Origin of the sequence: Paracoccus sp. TOH (genome assembly GCF_030388245.1) — a bacterium.
GTDB lineage: Bacteria > Pseudomonadota > Alphaproteobacteria > Rhodobacterales > Rhodobacteraceae > Paracoccus > Paracoccus simplex.
Genome location: NZ_CP098360.1, coordinates 2,117,253 through 2,140,638, shown reverse-complemented (window position 1 = coordinate 2,140,638; position 23,386 = coordinate 2,117,253). Strand labels below are relative to the sequence as shown.

24 protein-coding genes and 1 riboswitch are annotated in these 23,386 nt (G+C 65.7%); of the genes, 13 read left to right on the top strand and 11 right to left on the bottom strand.

Annotation, left to right across the window (positions count from 1 at the left end; all coding sequences use genetic code 11):
* Window positions 1-207: 207 nt before the first annotated feature.
* Window positions 208-519, bottom strand: coding sequence for an H-NS histone family protein (locus NBE95_RS10605; protein WP_289893859.1), 312 nt, complete (start codon window positions 517-519; stop codon window positions 208-210).
* 63 nt (window positions 520-582) lie between these two features.
* Here NBE95_RS10605 and NBE95_RS10600 point away from each other — a divergent pair, with 63 nt between their 5' ends.
* The 3 genes from NBE95_RS10600 (at window position 583) to NBE95_RS10590 (ending at window position 4,347) form a co-directional block, all read left to right on the top strand.
* The gene (locus NBE95_RS10600) at window positions 583-1,782 is read left to right on the top strand and encodes a crosslink repair DNA glycosylase YcaQ family protein (RefSeq protein WP_289893858.1); all 1,200 of its coding nucleotides are present in this window, start codon (window positions 583-585) and stop codon (window positions 1,780-1,782) included.
* 242 nt (window positions 1,783-2,024) lie between these two features.
* On the top strand, window positions 2,025-3,626 hold the full coding sequence (locus NBE95_RS10595) for a glucan biosynthesis protein D (RefSeq protein WP_289893857.1): 1,602 nt from the start codon (window positions 2,025-2,027) through the stop codon (window positions 3,624-3,626).
* Window positions 3,627-3,963: 337 nt separating this feature from the next.
* On the top strand, window positions 3,964-4,347 hold the full coding sequence (locus NBE95_RS10590; RefSeq protein ID WP_289893856.1) for a hypothetical protein: 384 nt from the start codon (window positions 3,964-3,966) through the stop codon (window positions 4,345-4,347).
* Window positions 4,348-4,578: 231 nt separating this feature from the next.
* Here NBE95_RS10590 and glyA read toward each other — a convergent pair whose 3' ends face one another.
* Complete coding sequence (gene glyA, locus NBE95_RS10585; protein ID WP_289893855.1) at window positions 4,579-5,862, bottom strand: serine hydroxymethyltransferase; 1,284 nt, start codon at window positions 5,860-5,862, stop codon at window positions 4,579-4,581.
* A 144-nt stretch (window positions 5,863-6,006) separates the two neighbouring features.
* Here glyA and NBE95_RS10580 point away from each other — a divergent pair, with 144 nt between their 5' ends.
* On the top strand, window positions 6,007-6,756 hold the full coding sequence (locus NBE95_RS10580) for an NAD kinase (protein WP_289893854.1): 750 nt from the start codon (window positions 6,007-6,009) through the stop codon (window positions 6,754-6,756).
* 83 nt (window positions 6,757-6,839) lie between these two features.
* Window positions 6,840-8,435 (top strand): peptide chain release factor 3, encoded by a 1,596-nt coding sequence (locus NBE95_RS10575; RefSeq protein ID WP_289893853.1) that lies wholly within the window; start codon window positions 6,840-6,842, stop codon window positions 8,433-8,435.
* A gap of 41 nt (window positions 8,436-8,476) precedes the next feature.
* On the opposite strand, the gene NBE95_RS10570 is transcribed toward NBE95_RS10575, so the two are convergent.
* Together NBE95_RS10570 and NBE95_RS10565 are read right to left on the bottom strand one after the other, a co-directional pair.
* Window positions 8,477-9,784: an MFS transporter gene (locus NBE95_RS10570; protein ID WP_289893852.1), complete on the bottom strand. Its 1,308-nt coding sequence runs from the start codon at window positions 9,782-9,784 to the stop codon at window positions 8,477-8,479.
* A gap of 280 nt (window positions 9,785-10,064) precedes the next feature.
* Complete coding sequence (locus NBE95_RS10565) at window positions 10,065-10,487, bottom strand: OsmC family protein (protein WP_289893851.1); 423 nt, start codon at window positions 10,485-10,487, stop codon at window positions 10,065-10,067.
* 101 nt (window positions 10,488-10,588) lie between these two features.
* On the opposite strand from NBE95_RS10565, the gene NBE95_RS10560 reads away from it, so the two are divergent.
* Window positions 10,589-11,482, top strand: coding sequence for a DMT family transporter (locus tag NBE95_RS10560; protein ID WP_289893850.1), 894 nt, complete (start codon window positions 10,589-10,591; stop codon window positions 11,480-11,482).
* A gap of 71 nt (window positions 11,483-11,553) precedes the next feature.
* A complete protein-coding gene (locus NBE95_RS10555) occupies window positions 11,554-11,907 on the top strand; it encodes a DUF305 domain-containing protein (RefSeq protein WP_289893849.1) in 354 nt (117 codons plus the stop codon).
* A 113-nt stretch (window positions 11,908-12,020) separates the two neighbouring features.
* On the opposite strand, the gene NBE95_RS10550 is transcribed toward NBE95_RS10555, so the two are convergent.
* Both NBE95_RS10550 and NBE95_RS10545 read right to left on the bottom strand, forming a co-directional pair.
* A complete protein-coding gene (locus tag NBE95_RS10550) occupies window positions 12,021-12,455 on the bottom strand; it encodes a 6,7-dimethyl-8-ribityllumazine synthase (RefSeq protein WP_289893848.1) in 435 nt (144 codons plus the stop codon).
* Window positions 12,456-12,525: 70 nt separating this feature from the next.
* Window positions 12,526-12,667, bottom strand: a riboswitch (FMN riboswitch).
* Window positions 12,668-12,701: 34 nt separating this feature from the next.
* Complete coding sequence (locus NBE95_RS10545; RefSeq protein WP_289893847.1) at window positions 12,702-13,835, bottom strand: deoxyguanosinetriphosphate triphosphohydrolase; 1,134 nt, start codon at window positions 13,833-13,835, stop codon at window positions 12,702-12,704.
* Window positions 13,836-13,907: 72 nt separating this feature from the next.
* Here NBE95_RS10545 and NBE95_RS10540 point away from each other — a divergent pair, with 72 nt between their 5' ends.
* Both NBE95_RS10540 and xth read left to right on the top strand, forming a co-directional pair.
* Window positions 13,908-14,243 carry an iron-sulfur cluster assembly accessory protein gene (locus NBE95_RS10540; RefSeq protein ID WP_289893846.1) on the top strand — a complete coding sequence of 112 codons (336 nt, stop codon included), beginning with the start codon at window positions 13,908-13,910 and terminating at the stop codon, window positions 14,241-14,243.
* 38 nt (window positions 14,244-14,281) lie between these two features.
* Window positions 14,282-15,067, top strand: a complete 786-nt coding sequence (gene xth / locus NBE95_RS10535) for an exodeoxyribonuclease III (protein WP_289893845.1) — start codon at window positions 14,282-14,284, stop codon at window positions 15,065-15,067.
* 789 nt (window positions 15,068-15,856) lie between these two features.
* On the opposite strand, the gene NBE95_RS10530 is transcribed toward xth, so the two are convergent.
* Complete coding sequence (locus tag NBE95_RS10530; protein WP_289893844.1) at window positions 15,857-16,234, bottom strand: transposase; 378 nt, start codon at window positions 16,232-16,234, stop codon at window positions 15,857-15,859.
* Between NBE95_RS10530 and NBE95_RS10525 the strand changes: the two genes are divergently transcribed.
* On the top strand, window positions 16,227-16,571 hold the full coding sequence (locus NBE95_RS10525; RefSeq protein ID WP_289893843.1) for a transposase: 345 nt from the start codon (window positions 16,227-16,229) through the stop codon (window positions 16,569-16,571). The genes NBE95_RS10530 and NBE95_RS10525 overlap by 8 nt on opposite strands.
* Before the next feature lie 235 nt (window positions 16,572-16,806).
* The gene (locus tag NBE95_RS10520) at window positions 16,807-17,742 is read left to right on the top strand and encodes a hypothetical protein (RefSeq protein ID WP_289893842.1); all 936 of its coding nucleotides are present in this window, start codon (window positions 16,807-16,809) and stop codon (window positions 17,740-17,742) included.
* A 522-nt stretch (window positions 17,743-18,264) separates the two neighbouring features.
* Here NBE95_RS10520 and NBE95_RS10515 read toward each other — a convergent pair.
* From NBE95_RS10515 to NBE95_RS10500, 4 genes are all read right to left on the bottom strand, one after another.
* Complete coding sequence (locus NBE95_RS10515; protein ID WP_289893841.1) at window positions 18,265-18,597, bottom strand: hypothetical protein; 333 nt, start codon at window positions 18,595-18,597, stop codon at window positions 18,265-18,267.
* A 154-nt stretch (window positions 18,598-18,751) separates the two neighbouring features.
* Window positions 18,752-20,851 (bottom strand): AAA family ATPase, encoded by a 2,100-nt coding sequence (locus tag NBE95_RS10510; RefSeq protein ID WP_289893840.1) that lies wholly within the window; start codon window positions 20,849-20,851, stop codon window positions 18,752-18,754.
* 80 nt (window positions 20,852-20,931) lie between these two features.
* Window positions 20,932-21,861 carry a hypothetical protein gene (locus tag NBE95_RS10505; RefSeq protein WP_289893839.1) on the bottom strand — a complete coding sequence of 310 codons (930 nt, stop codon included), beginning with the start codon at window positions 21,859-21,861 and terminating at the stop codon, window positions 20,932-20,934.
* Between the two features lie 211 nt (window positions 21,862-22,072).
* On the bottom strand, window positions 22,073-22,588 hold the full coding sequence (locus tag NBE95_RS10500) for a hypothetical protein (protein WP_289893838.1): 516 nt from the start codon (window positions 22,586-22,588) through the stop codon (window positions 22,073-22,075).
* Window positions 22,589-22,789: 201 nt separating this feature from the next.
* Here NBE95_RS10500 and NBE95_RS10495 point away from each other — a divergent pair, with 201 nt between their 5' ends.
* Window positions 22,790-22,957, top strand: a complete 168-nt coding sequence (locus NBE95_RS10495; protein ID WP_289893837.1) for a hypothetical protein — start codon at window positions 22,790-22,792, stop codon at window positions 22,955-22,957.
* Between the two features lie 123 nt (window positions 22,958-23,080).
* Window positions 23,081-23,359: an SH3 domain-containing protein gene (locus NBE95_RS10490; RefSeq protein ID WP_289893836.1), complete on the top strand. Its 279-nt coding sequence runs from the start codon at window positions 23,081-23,083 to the stop codon at window positions 23,357-23,359.
* Window positions 23,360-23,386: the final 27 nt, after the last annotated feature.

The following is a 23,386-nucleotide window of genomic DNA, read 5'->3' as shown; positions in this document are numbered from 1 at the left end:
AAGCGCATCGCAAGAAAAAAGCCGCCGGTCTGGCCAGCGGCTTCGGGGATCGGTATCGCGCCTATGCGCTACACGGCAACCCGGCTCCGCTGGATGCAGCGGAACCAATAAAACGAGGTGGTGTAGAACATCAGTTGCGACATGCGCCCTGCATAGCGGCCGCGGCGCGGCTTGTCACCCGGTTTCTTGCCGCGGCCCGCCGCCGGGTCAGATGGCGAAATCCCCAAGCGACTTGCCGGCGGCCAGGGCGTCGGCGATCCAGCCCGGCTTGCGGCCGCGGCCGCTCCAGGTCAGGGTCGGGTTCTCCGGGTGGCGGTATTTCGCGACAGAGGCCGGGCGCGGCGCCGCCGCCTCGACCAGTTCGGCCAGCGAGAAGCCGAATTCCTTCACGGCTTCCTCGGCCTTGGCCCGCGCCTCGGCCATGCGGCGGGTCGCGTAGCCGTCGATGGCCTTTTCGACATCCTTGCGCAGCTGTTTCAGCTCGGCCAGCGGCATGGCATTCACATCAGGATCGGTCATTCTTTATCCCCGTTGGTGTGGCAAAATCTGTAGACCAGAATCCGCAACAGGACAAACGCAACGATGACGACCCGTCCCAAGCTGAAGAATCGCGACGCGCGCCGGCTGTTTCTGGACCGGCACCTGCTGCTGCGCCCCGGCGCTGGCCCGGGCCGGGGCACGGATCTGGAACAGGTGCTGACCGGCCTGGGCTTCGTGCAGGTGGACAGCGTGAACACCCTGGCGCGGGCGCATGACCTGATCCTGTGGTCGCGGCGCGGCCGCTACCGTCCGCCGGCGCTGGAAAGACTGATCGCCCGCCATCGCGCCGGTTTCGAGCACTGGACCCATGACGCCGCGGTCATCCCGATGCGTTTCTATCCGATGTGGCGGCTGAAATTCGCCCGGGACGAGGCGCATATGCAACGCCGCTGGCCGACATGGCGGCGCGAGGGCTGGGACGCGGAGTTCGGCCCGGTCCTGCGCCGCATCGCCGATCACGGCCCGGCCAGCGCGTCGGACCTGGGCGGCGACGAGCCCAGGGCGTCGGCCGGCTGGTGGGATTGGCATCCGTCCAAGACCGCGCTGGAATACCTGTGGCGCTCGGGCCGGCTGGCGATCCGGCATCGCGCCGGCTTCCGCAAGGTCTATGACCTGGCCGAGCGGGTGATCCCGGCCGAGCATCTGGCCGCGCGCCTTGACGAGGCCGAGATCATCGACTGGGCGATGGCCGCGGCTTTGGAGCGGCTGGGCTTCGCCACCAGCGGCGAACTGGTCGGCTTCTTCGCCATCGCCACGGCGGACGAGGCGAAGCGCTGGTGCGCCGCGGCGCTGTCAGCCGGCCGCATCGTGGAAATCGACGTGGAAATGGCCGACGGCTCGCTGCGGCGCAGTTTCTCGACCCCGGCGCTGCTGGATCAGGTCGCGACGCTGCCCGAGCCCGTGTCGCGCGTCCGGTTGCTCTCGCCCTTCGATCCCGCCTTGCGCGACCGGGCGCGGGCCGAGCGGTTGTTCGGCTTTCGCTACCGCATCGAGATTTTCGTGCCGGCGGAAAAGCGGCGATATGGTTATTACGTCTTTCCGGTCATGCAGGGCGACCGGCTGATCGGGCGGCTGGATGCCAAGCGCGAGAATGGCGTGCTGGTCGTCCGCGCCTTCTGGCCCGAGCCGGGGCTGCGCATGGGCCAGGGCCGGCTTGCCGCCCTGGCGGCCGAGATCCGGCGCATCGCGCCGCTGGCCGGGGTGGAGGAGGTCCGATACGCGCCGGACTGGCTGCGGGCCTAGCGCTGCGGCGCTGCTTGCAGCTTGGGCCGGCCGGGCAACGATAAGCGAAATCATGCGGATCGGCCCTATCGCCAGCCAGAGGTGCCCCAATTGCCTGCCCGCCCGGCGGCCCCGGGCAAGCGGCCGTATTTTTTTCGCGTCGGGATCGGCAAAACTCGGCCAAGACGGGGGCAAGATCTTGTATTACCGATCAACCTGCGTCTCGATGGCCGCGGAAGGAATCTCTATTTTCTCGGGGTATCATGTATTCGCGAAAACTCGCCCGCCGCACTGTGCTGCAAGCCGCTTTGGGCGGCGGTGCCTTTTTCCTGCTGCCGCAAATCGCCCGGGCGACAGAGGATGGCGCCGGCAACGGCGAGCCGGTGCCGTTTTCCTTTGATATGCTGACGCAACGCGCCCGCGAGCTGGCGCAACAGGCCTATCAGCCACCGCGCGTCGACGATGCCGAAATCCTGGAACAGGTGGATTACGACCACCATAACGAGATCCGCTTTCGCCAGGAACAGGCGCTTTGGCGCGACGAGCCGGTGGCCTCGCAGGTGCGGTTCTTCTTTCCCGGCCGTTATTTCAAGCAGCCGGTGCATCTTTATACGCTCCAGGACGGCATGGCCTCGGAAATCCCGTTCTCGCTGGATCTTTTCGACATTCCCCCGGACAACCCGGCGCGGCGGCTGGCCAAGACCGACGGATTTGCCGGCTTCAGCGTCATGGATGCGAAAACCGGGTTGGACTGGATGGCGTTTCTGGGCGCCTCCTACTGGCGGACTTCGGGCTATAGCGGCCAGTTCGGCCTGTCGGCCCGCGGCCTGGCCATCGACACCGCCATTCCCGACGGTCCCGAGGAGTTTCCGCTGTTCACGCATTTCTGGCTGGAGCCGGAAACCGACAACGGCCTGACCGCCTATGCGCTGCTGGACAGCCCTCGGGCGGCCGGCGCCTATCGCATCGTCTCGCGCCGGGGCGAGGGCGTGGTGCAGGACGTCACCGCCCGCATCTTCATGCGCGATGCGGTCGAACGGCTGGGAATCGCGCCGCTGACCTCGATGTACTGGTTCGGCAAGAACACCCCGCATCTGGCCGCGGACTGGCGCCCCGAGATCCACGATTCCGACGGGCTCGAGATCCAGACCAGCAGCGGCGAGCGGATCTGGCGACCGCTGAACAACCCGCCGCATACCATGGCGAACACGTTCGCCGCGCCTTCGGTCAAGGGATTCGGGCTGATGCAGCGGGAAAGGAATTTCGAGCAATACCAGGATGATGGCGTCTTCTACGAGAAGCGGGCCAGTGCCTGGGTGGCCCCCAAGGGCGACTGGGGCGACGGCACCGTCACCCTGGTCGAGCTGCGCACTGAGGACGAGATCCATGACAATATCGTGGCCTTCTGGCAGCCTGCCGCCCCGGCCAAGCCCGGCGACGCCTATGCGCTGGACTATACGCTGTCCTGGCTCAAGGACAGTCCGCTGACCGGCAGCACCGGGCAATTCGTGGCGGTTCGCGTCGGCGCCGGCGGCGTGCCCGGCCAGCCGCGACCGCGCGACACCATGAAGATCGTCTGCGACTTCACCCCGCATGGTCTGGGGCCTGATCACGAGCCGCGTTTCAACATCACCGCCTCGCGCGGGGTGGTGTCGAACGACGCGGTCTATCCCATCGTCGGCCGCCCGACATGGCGTGCCATGTTCGATCTGGGTTTCGGCAGCTTCGACGAACAGGCGCCGCGCGATGACAGCCCCATCGACCTGCGCGCCTTCGTCTCGAACGGCGACGCCGCGGTGACCGAGACCCTGCTGCTGCAACTCTTTCCAGCGCAGCTGCGCGCCTTGCTGGCGAACAAGCCGTAACGGACCGGCGGCGCCGGTGACCTGCCCGGGATGGCGGGCGGGTCAGGCGGGCGCGGGTCTCGTCTGTCCATCATCGGCGTGAATCGCGCAGCCTGCCGGCATACGACAGAAAAGCTATGGGAATGGTGCCTGGGCTCGGAACCCGTCAACATGCTTGCGGGGATCGGTTCTGACCCGATTCCAGCCACCCCGCGCGTCGGAGACCGGCATGGCCTTTGCAGCCCGCACCGACGGATGCGCCAAGCGCGGCCTCTCCGTCACCGTCATCTTCCGGCTTTGACAATCGATCAGTCTGGGCCGTAGGTTCGGCGAAAACCGGACAGGACGCGGAGCAGGAATGGGCATCGAGAGAATCCGGCCGATGGCCGACGAGGTGGCCAGCCTGATGGCGGCGCGATTCGGCGGTGTCAGGCGCGGCCATCCGGCCGAGCTGGAAAGCATGCTGCGCAAACGTGGCGGGGCGCTGCCGCGGCGGCTGCGGCGCGAGGCGCGCTTCCTGGCCGAGGCCGACCGCAAGGCCGGGCAGCCGAAACTGGCGCGGCAGGTGGATCTGGCGCGGCTCGAACATGCCTACAAGCTGCTGACCGCCTATCTGCGGCCGCTGGGCCAGGGTCGCCGGCTGCAGGGCGGCGCGCTTGGCGTCGCCGCCAGCGTCATGCTGGGCCTGCTGGTGCTGGGGGCGGTGGCGGTGTGGATCATGCTGCGGCGCGGGCTGATCTGAGACGAAGCATCCCGCCGTTCGCAGCATGGTTGAATGATCGACGGGCCCGCGCCATGCGGATAACCCAAGACGCGGCCAGAGCGTCGTGGTGGTGATCGCCTGGTCATTGCTGCCGGGGCTTTCCCCGATCCGGGGCGTCGCCGATCCGCTGGTTCCGGGGCTGTTCCGGCAAGCATCCCGCCCGGCGGTTGTGCGGCGCGCGGGGCTTATGCCCCGCGCGCCGGCCTCGGCTCACATGCCGCTGTAGAGCGGGAACTTCGCGCAGAGCGCTTCGACCTCGGCCTTGACCTTGGCCTCGACCTCGGCATTGCCCGCCTCGCCATGCGCGGCCAGACCGTCCACCACCTCGACGATCCAGCGGGCGATCTGGCGGAACTCCGCCTCGCCGAAGCCGCGGGTGGTGCCGGCCGGGGCGCCCAGCCGGATCCCCGAGGTCACGAAGGGCTTCTCGGGGTCGAAGGGCACGCCGTTCTTGTTGCAGGTGATATGGGCTCGGCCCAGCGCCGCCTCGGTCGCCTTGCCGGTCACGCCCTTCGGCCGCAGGTCGGCCAGGCACAGGTGGTTGTCGGTGCCGCCCGAGACGATGTCGATGCCGCCCTTCATCAGCTCGTCCGCCATGGCGCGGGCGTTCCTGACCACCTGCGCGGCATAGTCCTTGAACTCGGGGCGCAGCGCCTCGCCGAAGGCCACCGCCTTGGCGGCGATCACATGCATCAGCGGGCCGCCCTGCAGGCCGGGGAACACCGCCGAGTTGATCTTCTTGGCGATCTCGGCATCGTTGGTCAGCACCATGCCGCCGCGCGGGCCGCGCAGCGATTTGTGCGTGGTGGTGGTCACCACATGGGCATGCGGCAGCGGCGAGGGGTGCTGGCCGCCGGCGACCAGCCCGGCGATATGGGCCATGTCGACCATCAGGTAGGCGCCCACCTCGTCGGCGATCTTGCGGAACTCGGCCCAGTCCCAGATCCGGCTATAGGCGGTGCCGCCGGCCAGGATCAGCTTGGGCTTGTGCTCATGCGCCGATCTGCGGATCTCCTCCATGTCCAGAAGCTGGTCCTGCTGGCGCACGCCGTAGCTGACGACGTTGAACCACTTGCCCGACATGTTGACCGGCGAGCCATGCGTCAGGTGGCCGCCCGAATTCAGGTCGAGCCCCATGAAGGTGTCGCCCGGCTGCAGAAGCGCCAGGAACACCGCCTGGTTCATCTGCGACCCCGAGTTCGGCTGCACGTTGGCAAAGCCGCAGTCGAACAGCTGCTTGGCGCGCTCGATCGCCAGATCCTCGACGATGTCGACATACTGGCAGCCGCCGTAATAGCGCTTGCCGGGATAGCCCTCGGCATATTTGTTGGTCAGCACCGAGCCCTGCGCCTCAAGCACCGCCTTCGAGACGATGTTCTCGGACGCGATCAGCTCGATCTCGTCGCGCTGACGACCAAGCTCCTGCCGGATCGCCCCGAAAATGGCGGGGTCGCGGCTATCCAGCGTTTCGGTGAAGAATCCGGTGTCGGTCATCTGGTCCTCATGCAAAAAAGCGGCTTGTCGGGGTTCTAGCGCCTTTCCTTGCGCCCCGCTAGGACGGATGCGACGCGCGGGCGGTAGATTATCCCATGCATCGCCGGGACTTGCTTCCGCCGGGCGGCTGGCCATGATGGCCGCATGAAACTGCATTTCATCGCCTCGAGCACCGAAACCGCCGTGACCGCCGCCGAGGCGCTGTCCGAGCGCTACGGCCATGTGCCGATCCGCGAGGCCGAGGTGATCGTGGCCTTGGGCGGCGACGGGCTGATGCTGTCGGTCATGCACCAGAATCGCGGCCTGCCGGTCTATGGCATGAACCGCGGCACCGTGGGTTTTCTGATGAACGCCTATTCGGAAGACGACCTGCCCGCCCGCATCCGGGCCGCCGAGGACACCGCGATCAATCCGCTGGCCATGACCGCCGGCACCACCGACGGGCACGAGCATTGCGCGCTGGCCATCAACGAGGTCAGCATGCTGCGCGCCGGCCCGCAGGCGGCGCGGCTGCGCATCAGCGTGAATGGCCGCGTGCGCATGGAGGAGCTGATCTGCGACGGCGCGCTGCTCTCGACCCCGGCCGGCTCGACCGCCTACAACTATTCGGCGAATGGACCGATTCTGCCGCTGGGTTCCGACGTGCTGGCGCTGACCGCCATCGCCGCGTTCCGGCCCCGGCGCTGGCGCGGCGCCATCCTGCCCAAGGCGGCGACGGTGCGCGTCGACGTGCTGGAACCGGACAAGCGCCCGGTGATGGCCGATGCCGATTCGCGCGGCGTCGATTCGGTGCTCTGGGTCGAGATCCGCTCGGAGAACACCATCCGTCACCGGCTGCTTTTCGATCCCGGTCACGGGCTCGAGGAACGGCTGATCCGCGAACAGTTCGTCTGACGTCCGATTCCGCTTGAGCCCGGATTCCATTTGAGCCCGGATTCCATTTGAGACTGCGCGCGGCGCGCGCTAAAGCGCGGGGCATGATGAACCGTCCCGATCTTCCCCCCGAAATCGCCCGCCGCCGGACCTTTGCGATCATCTCGCATCCCGACGCGGGCAAGACCACGCTGACCGAGAAGTTCCTGCTGTTCGGCGGCGCGATCCAGATGGCCGGACAGGTCCGTGCCAAGGGCGAGGCGCGGCGCACGCGCTCGGACTTCATGAAGATGGAGCAGGATCGCGGCATCTCGGTTTCCGCCTCGGCCATGAGCTTCGAGTTCGGGGCCTATCGCTTCAACCTTGTCGATACGCCCGGCCACAGCGATTTCTCGGAAGATACCTATCGCACGCTGACCGCCGTGGACGCGGCGATTATGGTCATCGACGGCGCCAAGGGTGTGGAAAGCCAGACCCGCAAACTGTTCGAGGTCTGCCGGCTGCGCGATCTGCCGATCCTGACCTTCTGCAACAAGATGGATCGCGAAAGCCGCGATACCTTCGAGATCATCGACGAGATTCAGGAAAACCTTGCCATCGACGTGGCGCCGGTCAGCTGGCCCATCGGCATCGGCCGCGATTTCATCGGCGCCTATGATCTTTTGCACGACCGGCTGGAGATCATGGACCGCGCCGACCGCAACAAGGTGGCAGAATCGATCCAGATCAGCGGCCTTGACGATCCCCGGCTGGCCGATCACGTCCCCGCCGACCTGCTGGCCAAGCTGCGCGAGGAACTGGAAATGGCGCGCGAATTGCTGCCCGCCTTTGATCGCAAAAGCTTTCTTGAGGGGCATCTGACCCCGATCTGGTTCGGCAGCGCGATCAACAGCTTCGGCGTCAAGGAGCTGATGACCGGCATCGGCGAATTCGGTCCGGCGCCGCAGCCGCAGAACGCCGCCGAGCGCGAAATCGCCCCCGAGGAAAAGCCGGTGACCGGTTTCGTCTTCAAGGTTCAGGCCAATATGGACCCCAAGCACCGCGACCGGGTGGCCTTCGTGCGTCTGGCCAGCGGGCATTTCGAACGCGGCATGAAGCTGCTGCATGTGCGGTCGAAAAAGCCGATGGCGGTGTCGAACCCGGTGCTGTTTCTGGCCGCCGACCGCGAACTGGCCGAGGAGGCCTGGGCCGGCGACATCATCGGCATCCCGAACCACGGCCAGCTGCGCATCGGCGATGCGCTGACCGAGGGCGAGGCGCTGCGCTTCACCGGCATCCCGAGCTTTGCGCCCGAGCTGTTGCAGACGGTGCGCGCGGGCGATCCGATGAAGGCCAAGCACCTTGAAAAGGCGCTGATGCAATTCGCCGAGGAAGGCGCGGCCAAGGTGTTCAAGCCGATGATCGGCTCGGGCTTCATCGTCGGCGTGGTCGGCGCGCTGCAGTTCGAGGTGCTGGCGAGCAGGATCGAGCTGGAATACGGTCTGCCGGTGCGCTTCGAATCCAGCCAGTTCACCAGCGCGCGCTGGGTGGCCGGGCCCAAGGACGAGGTCGAGAGCTTCGCCAATGCGAACAAGGGGCATATGGCGCAGGACCATGACGGCGATCTGGTCTATCTGACCCGCCTGCAATGGGACATCGACCGCGTCGGGCGCGACCATCCCGAGCTGAAGCTGACCGCCACCAAGGAAATGATGGTCTGAGCCGGTGCCGTGGCGGCAGGGCCTGCCGCCACGGGCGTCCTTCAGCGCAGCTGCTTGCGCTTGGTCTCGGGTGCCCACAGGATCGAGAAGATCAGCCCGACCAGCGGGAACATCGCCATCACGATCATGGTCTTCGAGGCGCCGAACATCTCGAGCGAACTGGGCAGCAGGTAGACCGCCGTCGCCGCCGAGACGCGCGAGAAGGCGGCCGAGAAGCCGACGCCGGTCGAGCGCAGCCGGGTCTCGAAGATCTCGGCCGGATAGACATATTCGATGTTGTTCGCCGCCGGGGCCACGAACATGTAGATCCCGAACAGCGCCACTACCAGCCAGACCGGGGCCTGCGGCAACAGGCCGATGGCCAGCAGCACCGCGAACATCACCGCGAAGGTCCAGATCACGAAATGCCGGCGCGTCAGCCAGTGCAGCAGGAACAGGCCGAAGACCGCGCCCAGGATCTGCACCGTGTTCAGCCAGATGTCCACGACCGTGGCATCATGGATCTGCAGCATCTGGAAGACCGGGCCGACGAAGGTGAAGATGGCGAAGAACGGGCCCACCTGGCAGAACCAGAACAGGCCGGAATAGACGTGCTGGCGCCAGTGCGGCGAGGTCAGCAACTCGGCCGGCGAGGCATGGGACTTCTCCAGCACCACGTCGGGAATGTCGTATTCGGCGCCGAAATGCTTGGTGACGACGGCGCGGGCCTCGGCATCGCGGCCGCGGGCCTTCAGCCACATCGGGGTTTCCGGCAGCCGCAGCCGCAGCAGGAAGGTGATCAGCGCCGGCACTGCGCTGGTCGCCAGCAGGAAGCGCCAGTCATTGCCCTGATAAAGGCTGCCGACGACGAAAGCGGTGGTGAAGCCCACCTGCCAGCCCAGCGAGAAGCAGCCCAGCAGCACGCCGCGGCCCTTGCGCCGCGAGAACTCGGCCAGAACCGAGGTGCCGACCGCATATTCGACGCCGATGGCCAGCCCCAGCGCCAGCCGCAAGGCCACGAGCTGCCAGACCTCGGTCACCAGAAGCTGCAGCAGCGACAGCACCAGGAAGGCCAGCAGGTTATAGGAGAACACAGGCCGGCGGCCGTATTTGTCGGCCAGGTTGCCGAAGAACATGCCGCCGACGAAGACGCCGATCAGCGCGCTGGCCGCGATCAGGCCCTGGCTCGGTGCGGAAAGTGCCAGTTCCCGGCTGGCCAGCGCCAACGACGGGCCGACGATGCCCAGGACATAGCCGTCCAGCGCCGCGCCGCCCAGCGAGGCGGCGATGGCGATGATGTGGATGGGTTTCAGCGGCGCCTCGTCCAGGCTCAGCAGCCGGACGTTTCCCGCCTCCGCGAATTGTCTCATGCAGTTCCTCTTGCTCCTCGTCCCGTCCCGACCGACCGGCGCGCCGCGTGTGTGGCGCGGCGGAAAGCGGCAATGATCGGGAAGGGGCCTCCGGGGGGCGAGGATGCATTCCGCGGCGGCGGCAGCAAGGGCGGAAACCGGCGATTTTTGCCGCGCAGAGCCGCCAGCTGCGACACCTGTTTTGACGAATTGCGACATGGGGCGCCTGTGCACCGAGAAGGGCGCAAAAACCGACGCCGCCGGAACCGGCGGCGTCGCGGCGCGATTCCGTCGCGGGCCGTCAGGCCACCGTCACGTCCATGGTGATCTCGGCATTCAGCACCTTGCTGACCGGGCAGCCCTTTTCGGCCTTGCGGGCGCAATCCTCGATCACCGCCTTGTCGCCGTCGCCCCAGATCCGGGTGTTCAGATGCGCGGTCTTGATGGCGAAGCCGTCGTCGGTCTTGGCCAGCCCGATCTCGGATGTGGTCTCGATCTTCACGTTGCTGATCCCGGCCTCTTGCAGGATCATCGACAGCGCCATGCTGAAGCAGGCGGCATGCGCCGCGCCGATCAGCTCCTCGGGGTTGGTGCCGGGCAAGCCCTCGAAGCGGGTGTTGAAGCCATAGGGCTGGTTGCTCAACGCGCCGGACTTGGTGGAAAGCGCCCCCTTGCCGTCCTTGAGCCCGCCTTCCCATCTCGCCGAACCGGAATTCACGATCATCGCCGTTCTCCTTTCTGCCGTGACCTGCCGGCTGAACGCGCGATCCCTTGCGCGGGTTCAATCGCCGGCCTATCCCGCCCGAAGAACAAGGGGAATTGCGGATGCCGGTGCATGAACTTGCCGCCCTGGGCGCGGCGGCCTGCTGGGCCGTTACCGGCATCCTGTCGCAATCGGCGGCGCAGGCGCTGGGGCCCTTCGGCTTCAACCGGCTGCGCCAGGCCATGGTCGCGGCCATGCTGGCGGTGGTGGTGATCGCCACCGGGCGGTTGCATGGCATCGCGGGCGCGGACCTGTGGCGGTTGTCGCTGTCGGGAGTGATCGGCATCTTCCTGGGCGATACGCTGCTTTATGTCACGCTGATCCGGCTGGGGCCGCGGCGGTCGGGGGCGCTGTTCGCGCTGAACGCGCCGATGGCGGCGCTGATGGGCTGGCTGGCACTGGGAGAGGCGCTGTCGCCCGCCGCGGTGGTCGGGGTGGTGCTGTCGACGCTGGGGGTGGCCATGGCGGTGCTGGGCCGGCCCGGCCGTTCGGGCGGGCACCGCTTCGAGGCCGTGCAGGGCTCGGTCTGGATCGCCGCGGGCTTCGGGCTGCTGGCGGCGGCCGGGCAGGCCCTCGGCTCGCTGATCGCGCGGCCGGTCATGGCCTCGGGCTTCGATCCCTATGTCGCCTCGCTGATCCGGGTGGCGATGGCGGTCGGCTGCCTGACCTTGCTGATGGCGCTGCCGGTCCGGGCGGTGCGGCCGCTGTCGCGCCCGACGCCGCGGGTGCTGGTGCTGACTGCGCTTTCGGGGCTGATCGCCATGGTGATCGGCATGACGCTGCTGATGTTCGCGTTGCAGGGCGGCAAGGTCGGCATCGTCTCGACGCTTTCGGCGCTGTCGCCGGTGCTGATCCTGCCGGTCCTCTGGGCGATGACCGGGGCGCGGCCCTCGGCCACCTCATGGGCGGGGGCGGTCCTGGCGGTTCTGGGCATGGCGCTGATCTTCCTGCGCTGACGGCTTTGTCATTTGCCGGCGCGGTCCCGACAGGCATCTTGTTGCATATCCGCATTGACAGGAGGAAAGCCATGCGCCTTATCCCATTCGCCCTTGCCGCGCTGATCGCCCTGCCGGCTGCCGCCCAGGACCATGCCGGGATGGATCATGCCGGCCATGGCGACGCCCCCTCGACCGCCGCCTATGGCGCGGCGATGGAGCGGATGCATGAGAACATGACGATGGATTACAGCGGCGATCCCGACGTGGATTTCATGCGCGGCATGATCCCGCATCACCAGGGTGCCATCGACATGGCCCGGGTGGCGCTGGAACATGGCAAGGATCCCGAGGTCCGCAAGCTGGCCGAGGAGGTCATCAAGGCCCAGGAGGCCGAGATCGAGATGATGCAGGACTGGCTGCGCCGGCATGACAAGGCCGAATAGCGGCGGCGGCGCCCTGCGGCGTGGGGGCCGACTGCCCCCACACCCCCGTGGGTATTTTCGCAACGGTGAGGGGCAGGGGCCGGTTGGGCGGCCGGACGCCGCCCCGTTGAACCTCAGTTCCTGATCGCCGCCCGGGCGGCGACGATCTGGGTCGCGGCATTGGCGGCCTCGCGGCCCTTCTTCACGAAATGCTCGCGGAAGATGGCGGTGTGATGCTCGGTTTCCTGGTAGTGATGCGGCGTCAGCGAAACCGACAGCACCGGCACGCCGCTGTCGAGCCCGGCGCGCATCAGCCCGTCCACCACGGCCTGCGCCACGAAGTCGTGGCGATAGATGCCGCCATCGACCACCAGCGCGGCGGCGATCACCGCGGCGTAGCGCCCGGTCTGCGCCAGATCGCGGGCCATCAGCGGCATCTCGAAGGCGCCGGGCACGTCGACAACATCGACCAGATCGCGCGGGACGATTTCGCAGAAGCCGTCCAGCGCCTGGTCGACGATATCGGAATGCCAGTTCGCCTTGATGAAGGCATAGCGGGTGTGTGTCATGCCTGATCTCCTTTCCAAGTGACACGTCACCCAAGGCGATCACATGAGGGCAGGCCCCTGGGGCCGGCTCGCACGCTCTCTTTCATCCGGACTGTGACCGTCGGCCCAGGAATCGCACCTGGTCTGCTGACCCTTGCCGGGGGCAAGGCGCTCGCGGGCTTGCATCGCTGCTTACCGCCGGTGGGGAATTCCACCCCGCCCTGAGAACAGGGTATCCATGCCAGTCAGCGCCGGCAGGCGCAAGCCTCAGAGCAGCCGTTCCGCCTCCTGGATGGCGAAACGGTCGGTCATGCCGGCCACGTAGTCCAGCACGATCCGGGCCCGCCCGGTCTCGTCCCCGGCGGCCTCGGCGGCCCGGAACCAGTGGTCGGGCATTTTCGAGGGGTCGTCCAGGAACAGCGGAAAGAGACCGTTCAGCATCTCGGTCACCCGCCGCCGCTCGACCACCACCGAGGGGGCGCGATACATGCGCTGGAACAGGAATAGCTTGATCGCCTTGAGGTTCTGGTAGAGCGGCTTGGAGAAGCGGATGATCGGCCCCTCCATGCCGCGGATGTCGTCGACGCTTTGCGGCTGCAGGCTGGCCAGGCGATTCTGCGCTACGGCGATCACATCCTCGACCATGGTGCCGAAGACCCGGCGCAGCGCCTCGTGCCGCCGCCGCATCGGTTCAAGGCCGGGATGCAGCCGGTCGACCTCGGCGAAGGCTTCGCCGATCACCGGCAGCTGCGCCAGATCTTCCTCGGTGAACAACCCGGCGCGCAGCCCGTCATGCAGGTCGTGGTGGTTATAGGCCACGTCGTCGGCCACCGCCGCCACCTGCGCCTCGGCGCTGGCATTGGTGTGGAGTTCCAGATCCCATTCCGCATTCACCTCGGCCAGGGCATAGGGCAATTCTCCGGTGACCGGCCCGTTATGCTTGGCGATGCCTTCCAGGCTTTCCCAGGTCAGGTTCAGCCCGTCGAAATCGGCGTAATGCCGTTCCAGCCGGGTTACGATGCGCAGCGCCTGGGCGTTGTGGTCGAAGCCGCCATAGGGCGCCATCAACGCGGCCAGCGCGTCCTCGCCGGTATGGCCGAAGGGCGGGTGGCCGAGGTCATGGGCCAGGGCCACCGTCTCGGCCAGGTCGGTGTTCAGGCCCAATGTGCCGGCGATGGTGCGGGCGACCTGCGCCACCTCGATCGTATGGGTCAGGCGGGTGCGGTAATAATCGCCCTCGTGCTCGACGAAGACCTGGGTCTTGTGCTTGAGCCGGCGGAAGGCGCTGGAATGGATGATGCGGTCGCGGTCGCGCTGCCAGGGGCTGCGGAAGGTGGACATCCGTTCCGGCCAACGGCGGCCGCGGCTTTCTTCGGGCTGGCAGGCATAGGGTGCCGTCATCTCGTCGCTTCCTTGCGGGATTTTGCGGCGAACCCTATATTCCATGCCGGACGACGGAAACGGGAACGCCCCATGAACGTGGAATTGAACCTGCCCCCCAAGGTCACCGAGCGGGCCTTTGCCCGCCTGGCCGAGATCAATGGCGACGGCCCGGCGCGGCCCCTGCGGGTCGCGGTGGCGGGCGGCGGCTGCTCGGGCTTTCAATACGACATCCGGCTGGACGAGCCGGCCGAGGACGACCTGGTCCTGCAGGGCGGCGGTCAGAGCGTGGTGGTCGATCCGGTCTCGCTGCCCTTCCTGACCGGCGCGGTCATCGACTTTGCCGACGAGCTGATCGGCGCCCGCTTCACCATCGACAATCCCAATGCCAGTTCGTCCTGCGGCTGCGGCACCTCGTTTTCGATCTGATCTGGCGCGGGCGGGCGCGGGCCGCTAGTCTCGCGGCCATGAAGATCGCGACATTCAACATCAACGGCGTCCGCGCCCGCATCGAAACCCTGACCGGCTGGCTCTCGGAGGCGCAGCCCGATGTCGTGGTGCTGCAAGAGATCAAGACCCAGGACGAGGGGTTCCCGCGCGAATCGATCGCCGATCTGGGCTACAATATCGAGACGCATGGCCAGAAGGGCTTCAACGGCGTCGCCATCCTGTCGAAATTGCCGCTCGAGGATGTAAGCCGCGGCCTGCCGGGCGATGACGGCGACGAGCAGGCCCGCTATATCGAGGCGACGGTGGTCGGCCATCGCGCCCTGCGCATCGCCGGCCTGTACCTGCCGAACGGCAACCCGCAGCCGGGGCCGAAATTCGACTACAAGCTGGCCTGGATGGAGCGGCTGCGCGCACGGGCCAAGGCGCTGCTGGCGACCGAGATGCCGGCGGTGATGCTGGGCGACTACAACGTGATCCCCGAGCCGCGCGATGCCGCCTTCCCCGAGAAATGGGTGAACGACGCGCTGTACCAGCCCGAAAGCCGCGCCGCGCTGCGCCGGATCGTCTTCGACGGCTGGGCGGATGCGGTGCGTCTGCGCCATCCGGCCAGCACTCGCGGTCCCTTTACCTTCTGGGACTACCAGGCGGGTGCCTGGCAAAGGGACAACGGTATCCGCATCGACCATGTGCTGCTGTCGCCGCAGGCCGCCGATCTGCTCATCGACCTTGGCATCGACCGCGATGAGCGGGCCAAGGACAAGCCCAGCGACCATGTTCCGGTCTGGATCGATCTCGACGCCTGACGCGATTGGCCGGCCGGGACAGCCCTGCGAGCACCTGACGGTGTTTGACGCCGATATCTGCAGGAAATGCCGAGCGCGCTGCGAAATCCCGGAAAAGCGGATGTGCCGAGAGGGGTCCCCCGGTCGGTCCTTGGTCGGTTTTGTAAGGCCCTTTGTCTAACCCGGACTTGCCGGAGTGACCCGGCATTCAAGGGGGGGCGATCGACAGCGGCGTCAGCAAAAACGGCGTGCTGCAGATCCGCGTGGCAAACCCTGCAAGAATGTCTGCAGGCTGCAGCGCGGCTGACGATGAAACCGCCCGAACCGTGAATGTCAAAGACCGTCCGAGGCGGACGCATTCGGACGGTCAGACGCGCAACCTGAAGTTGCGCGTTAGGTAGCTGAAATCGTTTGATTTTTGGCTCCGGCGGTAGGGGCCGGAGAAAATCACCAAAAACAGCGAGAAACAGGCTTTTGAACGGGTCAGCCAGTCAATGAAAAACACGGTTGTCAGCATTGTATGACGTCGGAATCGGCTAGTTGCAAGTCATACTCTGGCCATGGCATTCGTCCGGACTTATCATCTCTGTCCAGTCGATACCGTGTGGCATACAGACCATGAAATCCATGACTATACGCGCTGTCCAGTCAGCAATCTCACGTCTGTTGTCCGGATCAGCCATCATGTCGAGCGGCATCATCGGGTGCGAATGGATCTTGGTATATTGCTCTCAAACGCTCGATATTTCGATGTTTCATTTCGGTAGAGCAGTAGCTTCATCCATTTGACATCCCTAGCAACTGTATCTTTCATGGAGCCCGGGCTGCCCATTTCTGACGGCTCTTGCAAAGTGCCTTGGCGATGGTGATCAGCTTTCTGGCGACGGCGGTAATGATAACCTTGTGCGGTTTTCCGGCCTTGCGGAGGCGATCCGCGAAGGTTCTCATGCTTGGGTTGTGATGTGCTGCGACCCGCGCCGCCTGGAACATCACGTGCCTCAGGGCACGGCGCCCTCCGGCGATGGCCCGTTTTCCGCGAAGCGTTCCACTGTCGTGCGCAACCGGGGCCAATCCCGTGAGTGCGGCAGCTTCTTCGCCGGTGATGGTGCCGATCTCGGGCATTACGGCGATCAGCATTGTGCTGGCAACTGGGCCGATCCCCGGGATGGAACGCAGGACGATGGCCATCTCTGACAGGCGATCGTCGCTCGAGATGGCCCGGATGATCCGGTCGACTGATCGCCGAAAGATCGCAGCTCTCGCTGGTATTGCGCCTATCGCCCGGGATAGCGGCCAGCGCAACGGAAGACGGGTCATCAGTGGCGGCAGGGCAACCGTCAGAACCGCCCTCTATCTCGCGGCCTTGCATGCGTCCCGTCACTCGGCAAAGTTCAAGGCGTTCCGGCGGAAGCTGCAGGAGGCAGGAAAATCGGTGAAGGCCGCTTTGACCGCGACGGCCAGGAAACTGTTCAACGGCATGGTCGCGAACCGCAACAACTTCAGGAGGTTCAGGCAACCTGAATAAAGTTGCTGACAAACCCGGCGTGGTTCACAGGATATCGTCGTCCGCTGCTGAATTAGGGATCCATGATCAGGGATGCCATGGATCTTGGTTACGAGCGCTGCCAGCAGCTTTGCCATGGCGGACGAAAGGCACCCTGCGCTGACCGCTAAGAAAACATACAGCATGCGGCGCAGAAGGCAAGGCGCGATACGAAAAATTTAGTATCCTGTGGCGAAAGACGCGAGTCGGGGGGGCGATGATTTTTGACAGAATCTTTAGGTTTATCGCGAGTCTTGGCCTGCTGTGTGCGTCAATGACATCCCCGAGCCTTGCACAAACCAATCAAAAACACTCTATAGGAGACCGTTTTATCTGGCCTGGCGGCGAAGCATGCCTGGTATCCGAGTCTGTCGAAATGCGTAAGGAAATTGATCGGCTGACTCGGGAACTGCCGTTACGCCCTTCAGGACCGGCAGCAGGCGCTTATATCACTGCCGGAGTGATGGCTCATTTTATCACCATGAACTTCATGCGCTTCGGTGATGCTTTGGTGACCGGCACGAAACGTTTGTTCTTCAGCACCGAATTTGCAGCTCTACAGGAAGCTGTCACACCAAAAACACTCGGACCGGATCCACTCCAAGCTTTCGGGATCAGCCCCAACCAGAAACTCTTCTTTGATTTTTTCATTCCGCCGATCGGGGCGGCGCTTGATGCGGCGGTTTGGGCGGAAGATACACGCACAGAGATATCGCACAACTATCGTCGCAGGCTTGGCGTGATCGAAGATATCCGGAGTATTCTAGAGGTTAAAGATCCCACAGACTGGATCATGTCGGACTGCGCCACCGGAAAAATTCTCTCAGATAAGATGACTGACACGGTATTGGATGAGTATCAGCGAAAGATTCTCCCTGATGGGCGCGTCATTGGCAATATCCCCTGTCAAGCATGTCACGTCCCCGGGCGCCCCATGTTTGAAGCAACTAACAGGGCCCTGGACGGGTTCATGCATCCGCCCAGTTCATGGTTCGATGGAATCGGCTTTGATGATGATGCTGGCGGTTCACGTAAAGGAAAATCAGGTGGCGGGGTGCGTGATGAAGTTTCTGAGGATTGTGGTGAACTGGGTTGTTCGACGGTCGATAGTGCCGATTTGGAGGTCTCTCCTGTCGGATCCACCGGCAACTGAAGGTCGCAAGCGGCCGCCGTTCAACAGAACAGGAAACCATCATCCTCTCTTCAAGCTATGGCATTGGTGCGGTAGGTTCATCTATGACGCTTACGCGCGCGCAGAGGTCCAGAATGAACATTGAGGTTCGACTGCTCAAGCGACCACTACAAATCCCGCCGCACCGATCCGGTAGAGCTGAAACGGCGGATCCGGGAGATCTGCGATTGTGAGCCGTCGAGGCGCCATAGGTCCAAGCCGGACGGCGATTGGTGTGCGCTATGGCTACCGCCGTGACCAGGGCCGAAAACTCCGGCTTCAGATGATCCAAGATTGGCAGGCAGGGCAGATGAGCCCTGTCAAATGAAAGCCTGCCTATTGGGGCCAATCTCGATCCGTGTCAGTTACCGGCGCAGCCAAAGAGTAGCTGGAACAGTCGTTGGTGCCGGAACTGGCGTCGATTGCCGGGATAATCCGCAATTTGTGCCGCATTTTTCCTTGAAGGTTGTGCGAACGGGCAGCGGGGAAACGTGCGGATCGACCTCACGCCTCTGCCTCCGCGACCATTCGCATGGCATCATCAAGCACCGTCTTCTGGAACTCGGGCCTGACCTGACCGTCGAGGGAGAGGATTGCGATCTTGATCTGTAGCTCGGCGCGGTTGTTTGCCGGGTTCCGGGCGATGTGGTTCTCGATGGCTGTGATGCGGGTGGCGATGGTGGTCATGACGGCAAGGTGGGCTTTGCCGGTTGCGGTGGCGAACCCGGCGCTGGCGGCGCGGCGGTCGTGATGGGCGTGGGTTGTCCAGGCGCGCTGCCAGTCGACGAGGGCGGTGGTGAAGATCTTGCGCGGGGTTTGGGGCCGGGATTTGGGCATCGGGCGCCTCGCGGTTGGGATGATGTGGAAAGGAGCAGGGGCCATATGGCTTTTGGGCTTCTATCGATGCTCGCCCGCGCCCGCATTCGGCGTGCTTCAGGCTGATCTGCTGGCCGGATGCAAGCCAGATCAGGGGCAGATTCAGCCGTTTGCGTCAGTCCGGCATCCCGATGGATGGAGGATCGGCTGGCGACGGCGCGCTTTCCGGCTCGGGTGCTGCGGCTTCGCCCTCATTCGTCCTGACCTGATCAAGCCATTCTGCGACGTCATTGCCGGAGAGTTCTCGGCTGGTGGCGAGGGTTTGGGCCATGTCCTCCAGCAGGGCACGATGCGGGGTGAGGATCGCCAACGCCTGAGTCTCTGCCGCCTCAATGCGGGCGCGCAGGCGTTCGCGGGTGGCCTTGTCGTGCAACCAATCGGTGGTCTCGCCGAGCCAGAGGGAGCCCTCGGCGCCAAGGCCGAAGCGGGTCTCGATGGCGAGTGCGATACGCGTTGCCAGCGCCAGATCGGAATCCTCGGGGCCTCCAGCGCCCGAGCTGACCGTGCCGAAGACCAGCCGCTCGGCAGCGCGGCCGGCCATCAGTTCGGCCATCAGGTCGGTGTGATCGGCGATCAGGCCGGCGCGCGGGGTGCGGCGGGTGCGGGTCTGGCCACCGGCGCGGTCCAGCGCGATGTGCTGGATCTGGCCATGGCCGAGGGCGGCCGTCACCAGCGCGTGGCCGCATTCGTGGATGGCGATGCGCCGCGTCATAGCGGGGTCGTCATCGGCGCCGAAAGCTGCGCGCAGGTCCTCGGCTGTGATCTTGCGTCCGGCGCGGCGGGCCTCTCCGCGCTGGTCGCGCAGCGCGGCGTCGAGATCGGCCATGCTGTGGCCGACGGCCTGTTGCGCCAGCGCGCGGATCTCGGATTCGGGCAGGCTGACATGGCGGCGCAGCACGCCCGCCAGCGCGGCGGCATCGGGCAGCGGCACGGCGAGGCGCAGATCGAAACGGCCCGGGCGCAGCACCGCCGGGTCGATCAGCTCGGGGTGGTTGCAGGTCGCGACCACGACCACGCCCTCGTCGCGCGCGATGCCGTCCATCAGCGCGAGGAACGCATTCACCACCATGACGCGGTAGTTCTGATGCGGGCCGCGATCGGTGCGGGTGCCGACGGCGTCGAGTTCATCGAGGATCAGCATGGCGGGAGCGCGGCGGCGGGCCTCGGCGAAACTCTCGCGCATGGCCTTGAGCATATCGCCCAGATGACCCGCCGCCTGCCATTCGCCGAAGCTGGCCGGGACGGCGGCAAAGCCCGCAGATCGTGCCATGGCCTGCGCGAGCCAGCTTTTGCCGGTGCCGGGCGGGCCGTGAAAGAGCACCGTCCGGGTCAACTCGTTCCAACCGAGTTCGCCCGCGCGCCAGAGCTGCAGATCGGCGACCATGGCGCGGGCGGCGCTCAGCGCCGGGCTGTCGCCGGTGATGGCGTCGAGGTTGGGCTGGTCCAGCTTTTGCGCCGCGCGCAGGGCGGAGAGATTGCGGGCGACATCGCCGACCGTGGCGCCACGCAGGGCGATCAGCAGGTCCGCCATGCCGGGATGAAAGCCGTTCATGGCGATATGCAGCGCGGCGATATCCCGGGATTTACCCGCCGGATGGGTGCGGGCCAGTAGCGCCTGCAGGACCTGCGCGTCGACGGGCGCGAAGTCGATCACCTGCATGCGGTCCTGTAGCCGGGGCTCGGGCAGGGCGCCGCCGGCCAGCACGATCAGCAGGGGTGCCGCACTGTCGAGACCGATCATCAGCAGCCGCGTCAGATCGGCAGGGCGATCCCCGCTGCCGATGGGGATCAGGCGCAGGCAGCGCGGCGGCAGGCGCCGGGTCGGAAAGCTGTCCAGAGGTTTTTGCTCGCGGATCTGCCAGATCGCGGGCAGAAGGCAGGGCAGGATGTAGTGCAGCGCGGGCCAGTCTTCGGCGGTGACGCCGCGCAGCAGCGTGATGGCGTTGGGCGTGATCGCGGCATTGACGGCGGCCTGGCTGCCGAAGCTGGCGGCAAGGCGCAGGCCCGTCAGCAGGGTGCGGCTGGTCAGCGCCGGGGGCGTGGGATTTGGCATGCGGGTGGGATCGTCGTCACTGGCATCCGCGTCGGATTCAGGCAGATCCTCGTGATCCTGCAACCGCTGCAGGAGCTTATGCGCGAGATAGCTCCAGCCCGGGGTGGCGGGGCGAGCGGCTTTCTTCGGGGCGGATTGCGGGACGGGCTGATGTTGGGTCATGGGCGATTCCAGAGCATGAGAGGACGGGCCGCGCCGCAGGGTGGCGGCGCGGAGGGATGATCTGAAGGGAGCGATTTGTGTCAGCCTGCCTCTGCGTCTACCTCTGCCGCGATGCGGTCGAGTTCGGCCTCGATGATTGGCCGCAGAATCGGGCGATAGATCTCTCGCACGACGTTCATTGCGCCAGCGAGTTCGGTGGCGGGCACGACTGCCTCGGGGTGGGCGCGGGTCAGGCGGCGATGCGCGGCCTGTTCCGCCGTGCAGGCGAGATGACCCGACGCCATGGCCAGCACGCGCAGCACCTCGACCTGCGCGTCGCGCGGCAGGCCCAGCTGATGGCGGTGGCGTTTGACCGGATGGGCGCTGTAGCCGAGCTTCAGGTAATGCCGCGCCGGTCGGTCAGCGCCCGCGGGCAGGAAGATGCGGAACAGATAGAGAAAGCTCGGTTTGGCGTTCCACCCCCGCCCGCATCCTGCGCAATCGCATTGGCCCCAGAGCATATTGGCCTGGGCAATCCGCTGCACATGCCCGCAAATGTGACGATAAAGCCGGTAGTTTGGCCGCCCCGAGGGGCAATGACCGAGCCGCTCCCAGCCAAAGCGCCGCGCCTCGGCGGCTTCGCGTTCGGCATGGCAGGTCTCGCAGCGCAGCCCCGTCTGGCCCTTGGCGACCCGTTCGATCAGCTCGAACTGGCGCGCCAGAACATGGCCGCAGGGTGCGCGGAACCGGCAATAGCCGCGCCGATCCGGATCCGCGCCGAGGAAGGTGACGCCCGCCGCCGCAGCCAGAGCGTGGCGCCGCGCGGCCAGGCAATGCGGGCAGAGCGGCTGGTGGCGCATCAGTGTGAACAGTTTGGCGGTGACGCCGCCGCCGCAGGTCCGGCAGCGCAGCTGCAGATGGTAGCGGTCGTTGATGCGGGCGATGAGGTCGAAGCCCTTGGCCGCCGCCATCTCGCGCCAATGCGCATGGACTGGGCCGGGGAAGACGGGCGTGTTGTTGAGCGAGGGCATGAGGGATTCTCCCGTGAGGCGGGGTGCGTGGGGCGCGGGACTGCGGAGATCGCGTCCGGGCGGGGAACCTGGGAAGGGTGGCAGTGTGGCGGCGCGGTGCGCATCAAGGCAGTGCGCGGAGAATCCGCCGCGTCATTGCTGTGCAGAGCAGAACCTGGCGGGCCGAACTCTTGTCCGGGCCGCGCGTGTTCAGGATGCCGCAGGTCGGGCGCTACACGCCGGGCGCGGCCTGCATCGTTTGCGGATACGCGTCGGAAGCCATCGCCATAACAGCATCGGCGGCAGGAACATCCTCGGGCATAATCTCGACGCAATTGCCGTCGATCACCAGCGCATGGTCGGGCAGGGCGGCGAGCTGCGCCAGCGCGCGTCGCGCCTCGGCCAGCATCAGGTTGACCCGCAGCGCCAGCAGATGCCGTCCCGGGCAGCGCAGCAGTGCCCCGGGTGCCGCCACACGCGCATAAAGCTGCGCGAATTCCGCGCCATCCTCGCTGAGCGCCAACGCCCGGGTGATGCGCGCAATCCGCAACAGCGGCCGGTCCTCCAGCCGTTCGGCAGGGGTATCGCACAGCGCATCTAGTGCCGCCCCGACCGCCGCCCGCGCGGCTTCGGCATCGTGCAGCCAGTGGTCACAGGCCGGATCCCAGCTGCCGGAATGCTCCAGATCCCGCTCGGCCTCGATCCACGCCCCGAGCGCCCGCTGCATCACCCCAAAGCGCCGCGTCACAGATGTATGCGTGAAACCCGGGGCAAAGGCTTCCAGAACGCCAGCAGAATGAATAGATTGAAAAACAGTCATGGTCGATCTCCAACAAGGTTGACCTGATTAGGGCCGGGGGGAGGTTGCCGCCTCTCCTTGGCCTGATATAAGATATATAACTTATAAGTGGCATTGTCAATGTATCGACTATGCTTTATACGACGAATTATGTCCAAACCATCTATCTACCCCGTCAAGAAGCTCATCGGCCTCAGCGAAGAGCAAGCTCAGCGGATCGCCGACTTTCGTTTCGAGAAGCGGATTGGGTCTGAAAGCGAAGCAATCCGCCAGTTGATTGAACTCGGACTGGATGCTTCAGAGAAATCTGACACCTGAGTGCGCCAAAGCGCCTCATGCAATGACTGGACCTGACCGCGCCATCTGCGGATAAGTAGTCCGGCCATCAAAGACCGGGCTTGGCCAAGCTGCCACCGATGCCAAAATCAATCAGGACCGATCATGCGCACTCATCTTGCCGCCCTTCTCGTCCTCATGATCGCCGCCGGATGCACGGTCGGTTCCGGCGCGGTGGTCAAGGGGGCCGGGCCAAACGACCTGCTGAAACTGCGCGAAGGCCCCGGCCTCAACCACAAGATCATCATCGGCCTGCCCGACGGCACGCGCCTCATCCGCCAGAACTGCGTGACGACCAACGGCAAGCTCTGGTGCAAGGTCGCGCTCGCCGACCGGCCCGGGGTCTCGGGATATGTCTCCGCAGAATATCTCGCGATGCGGTGAGGACGTCTTGAGGACCCGCCGGTTATT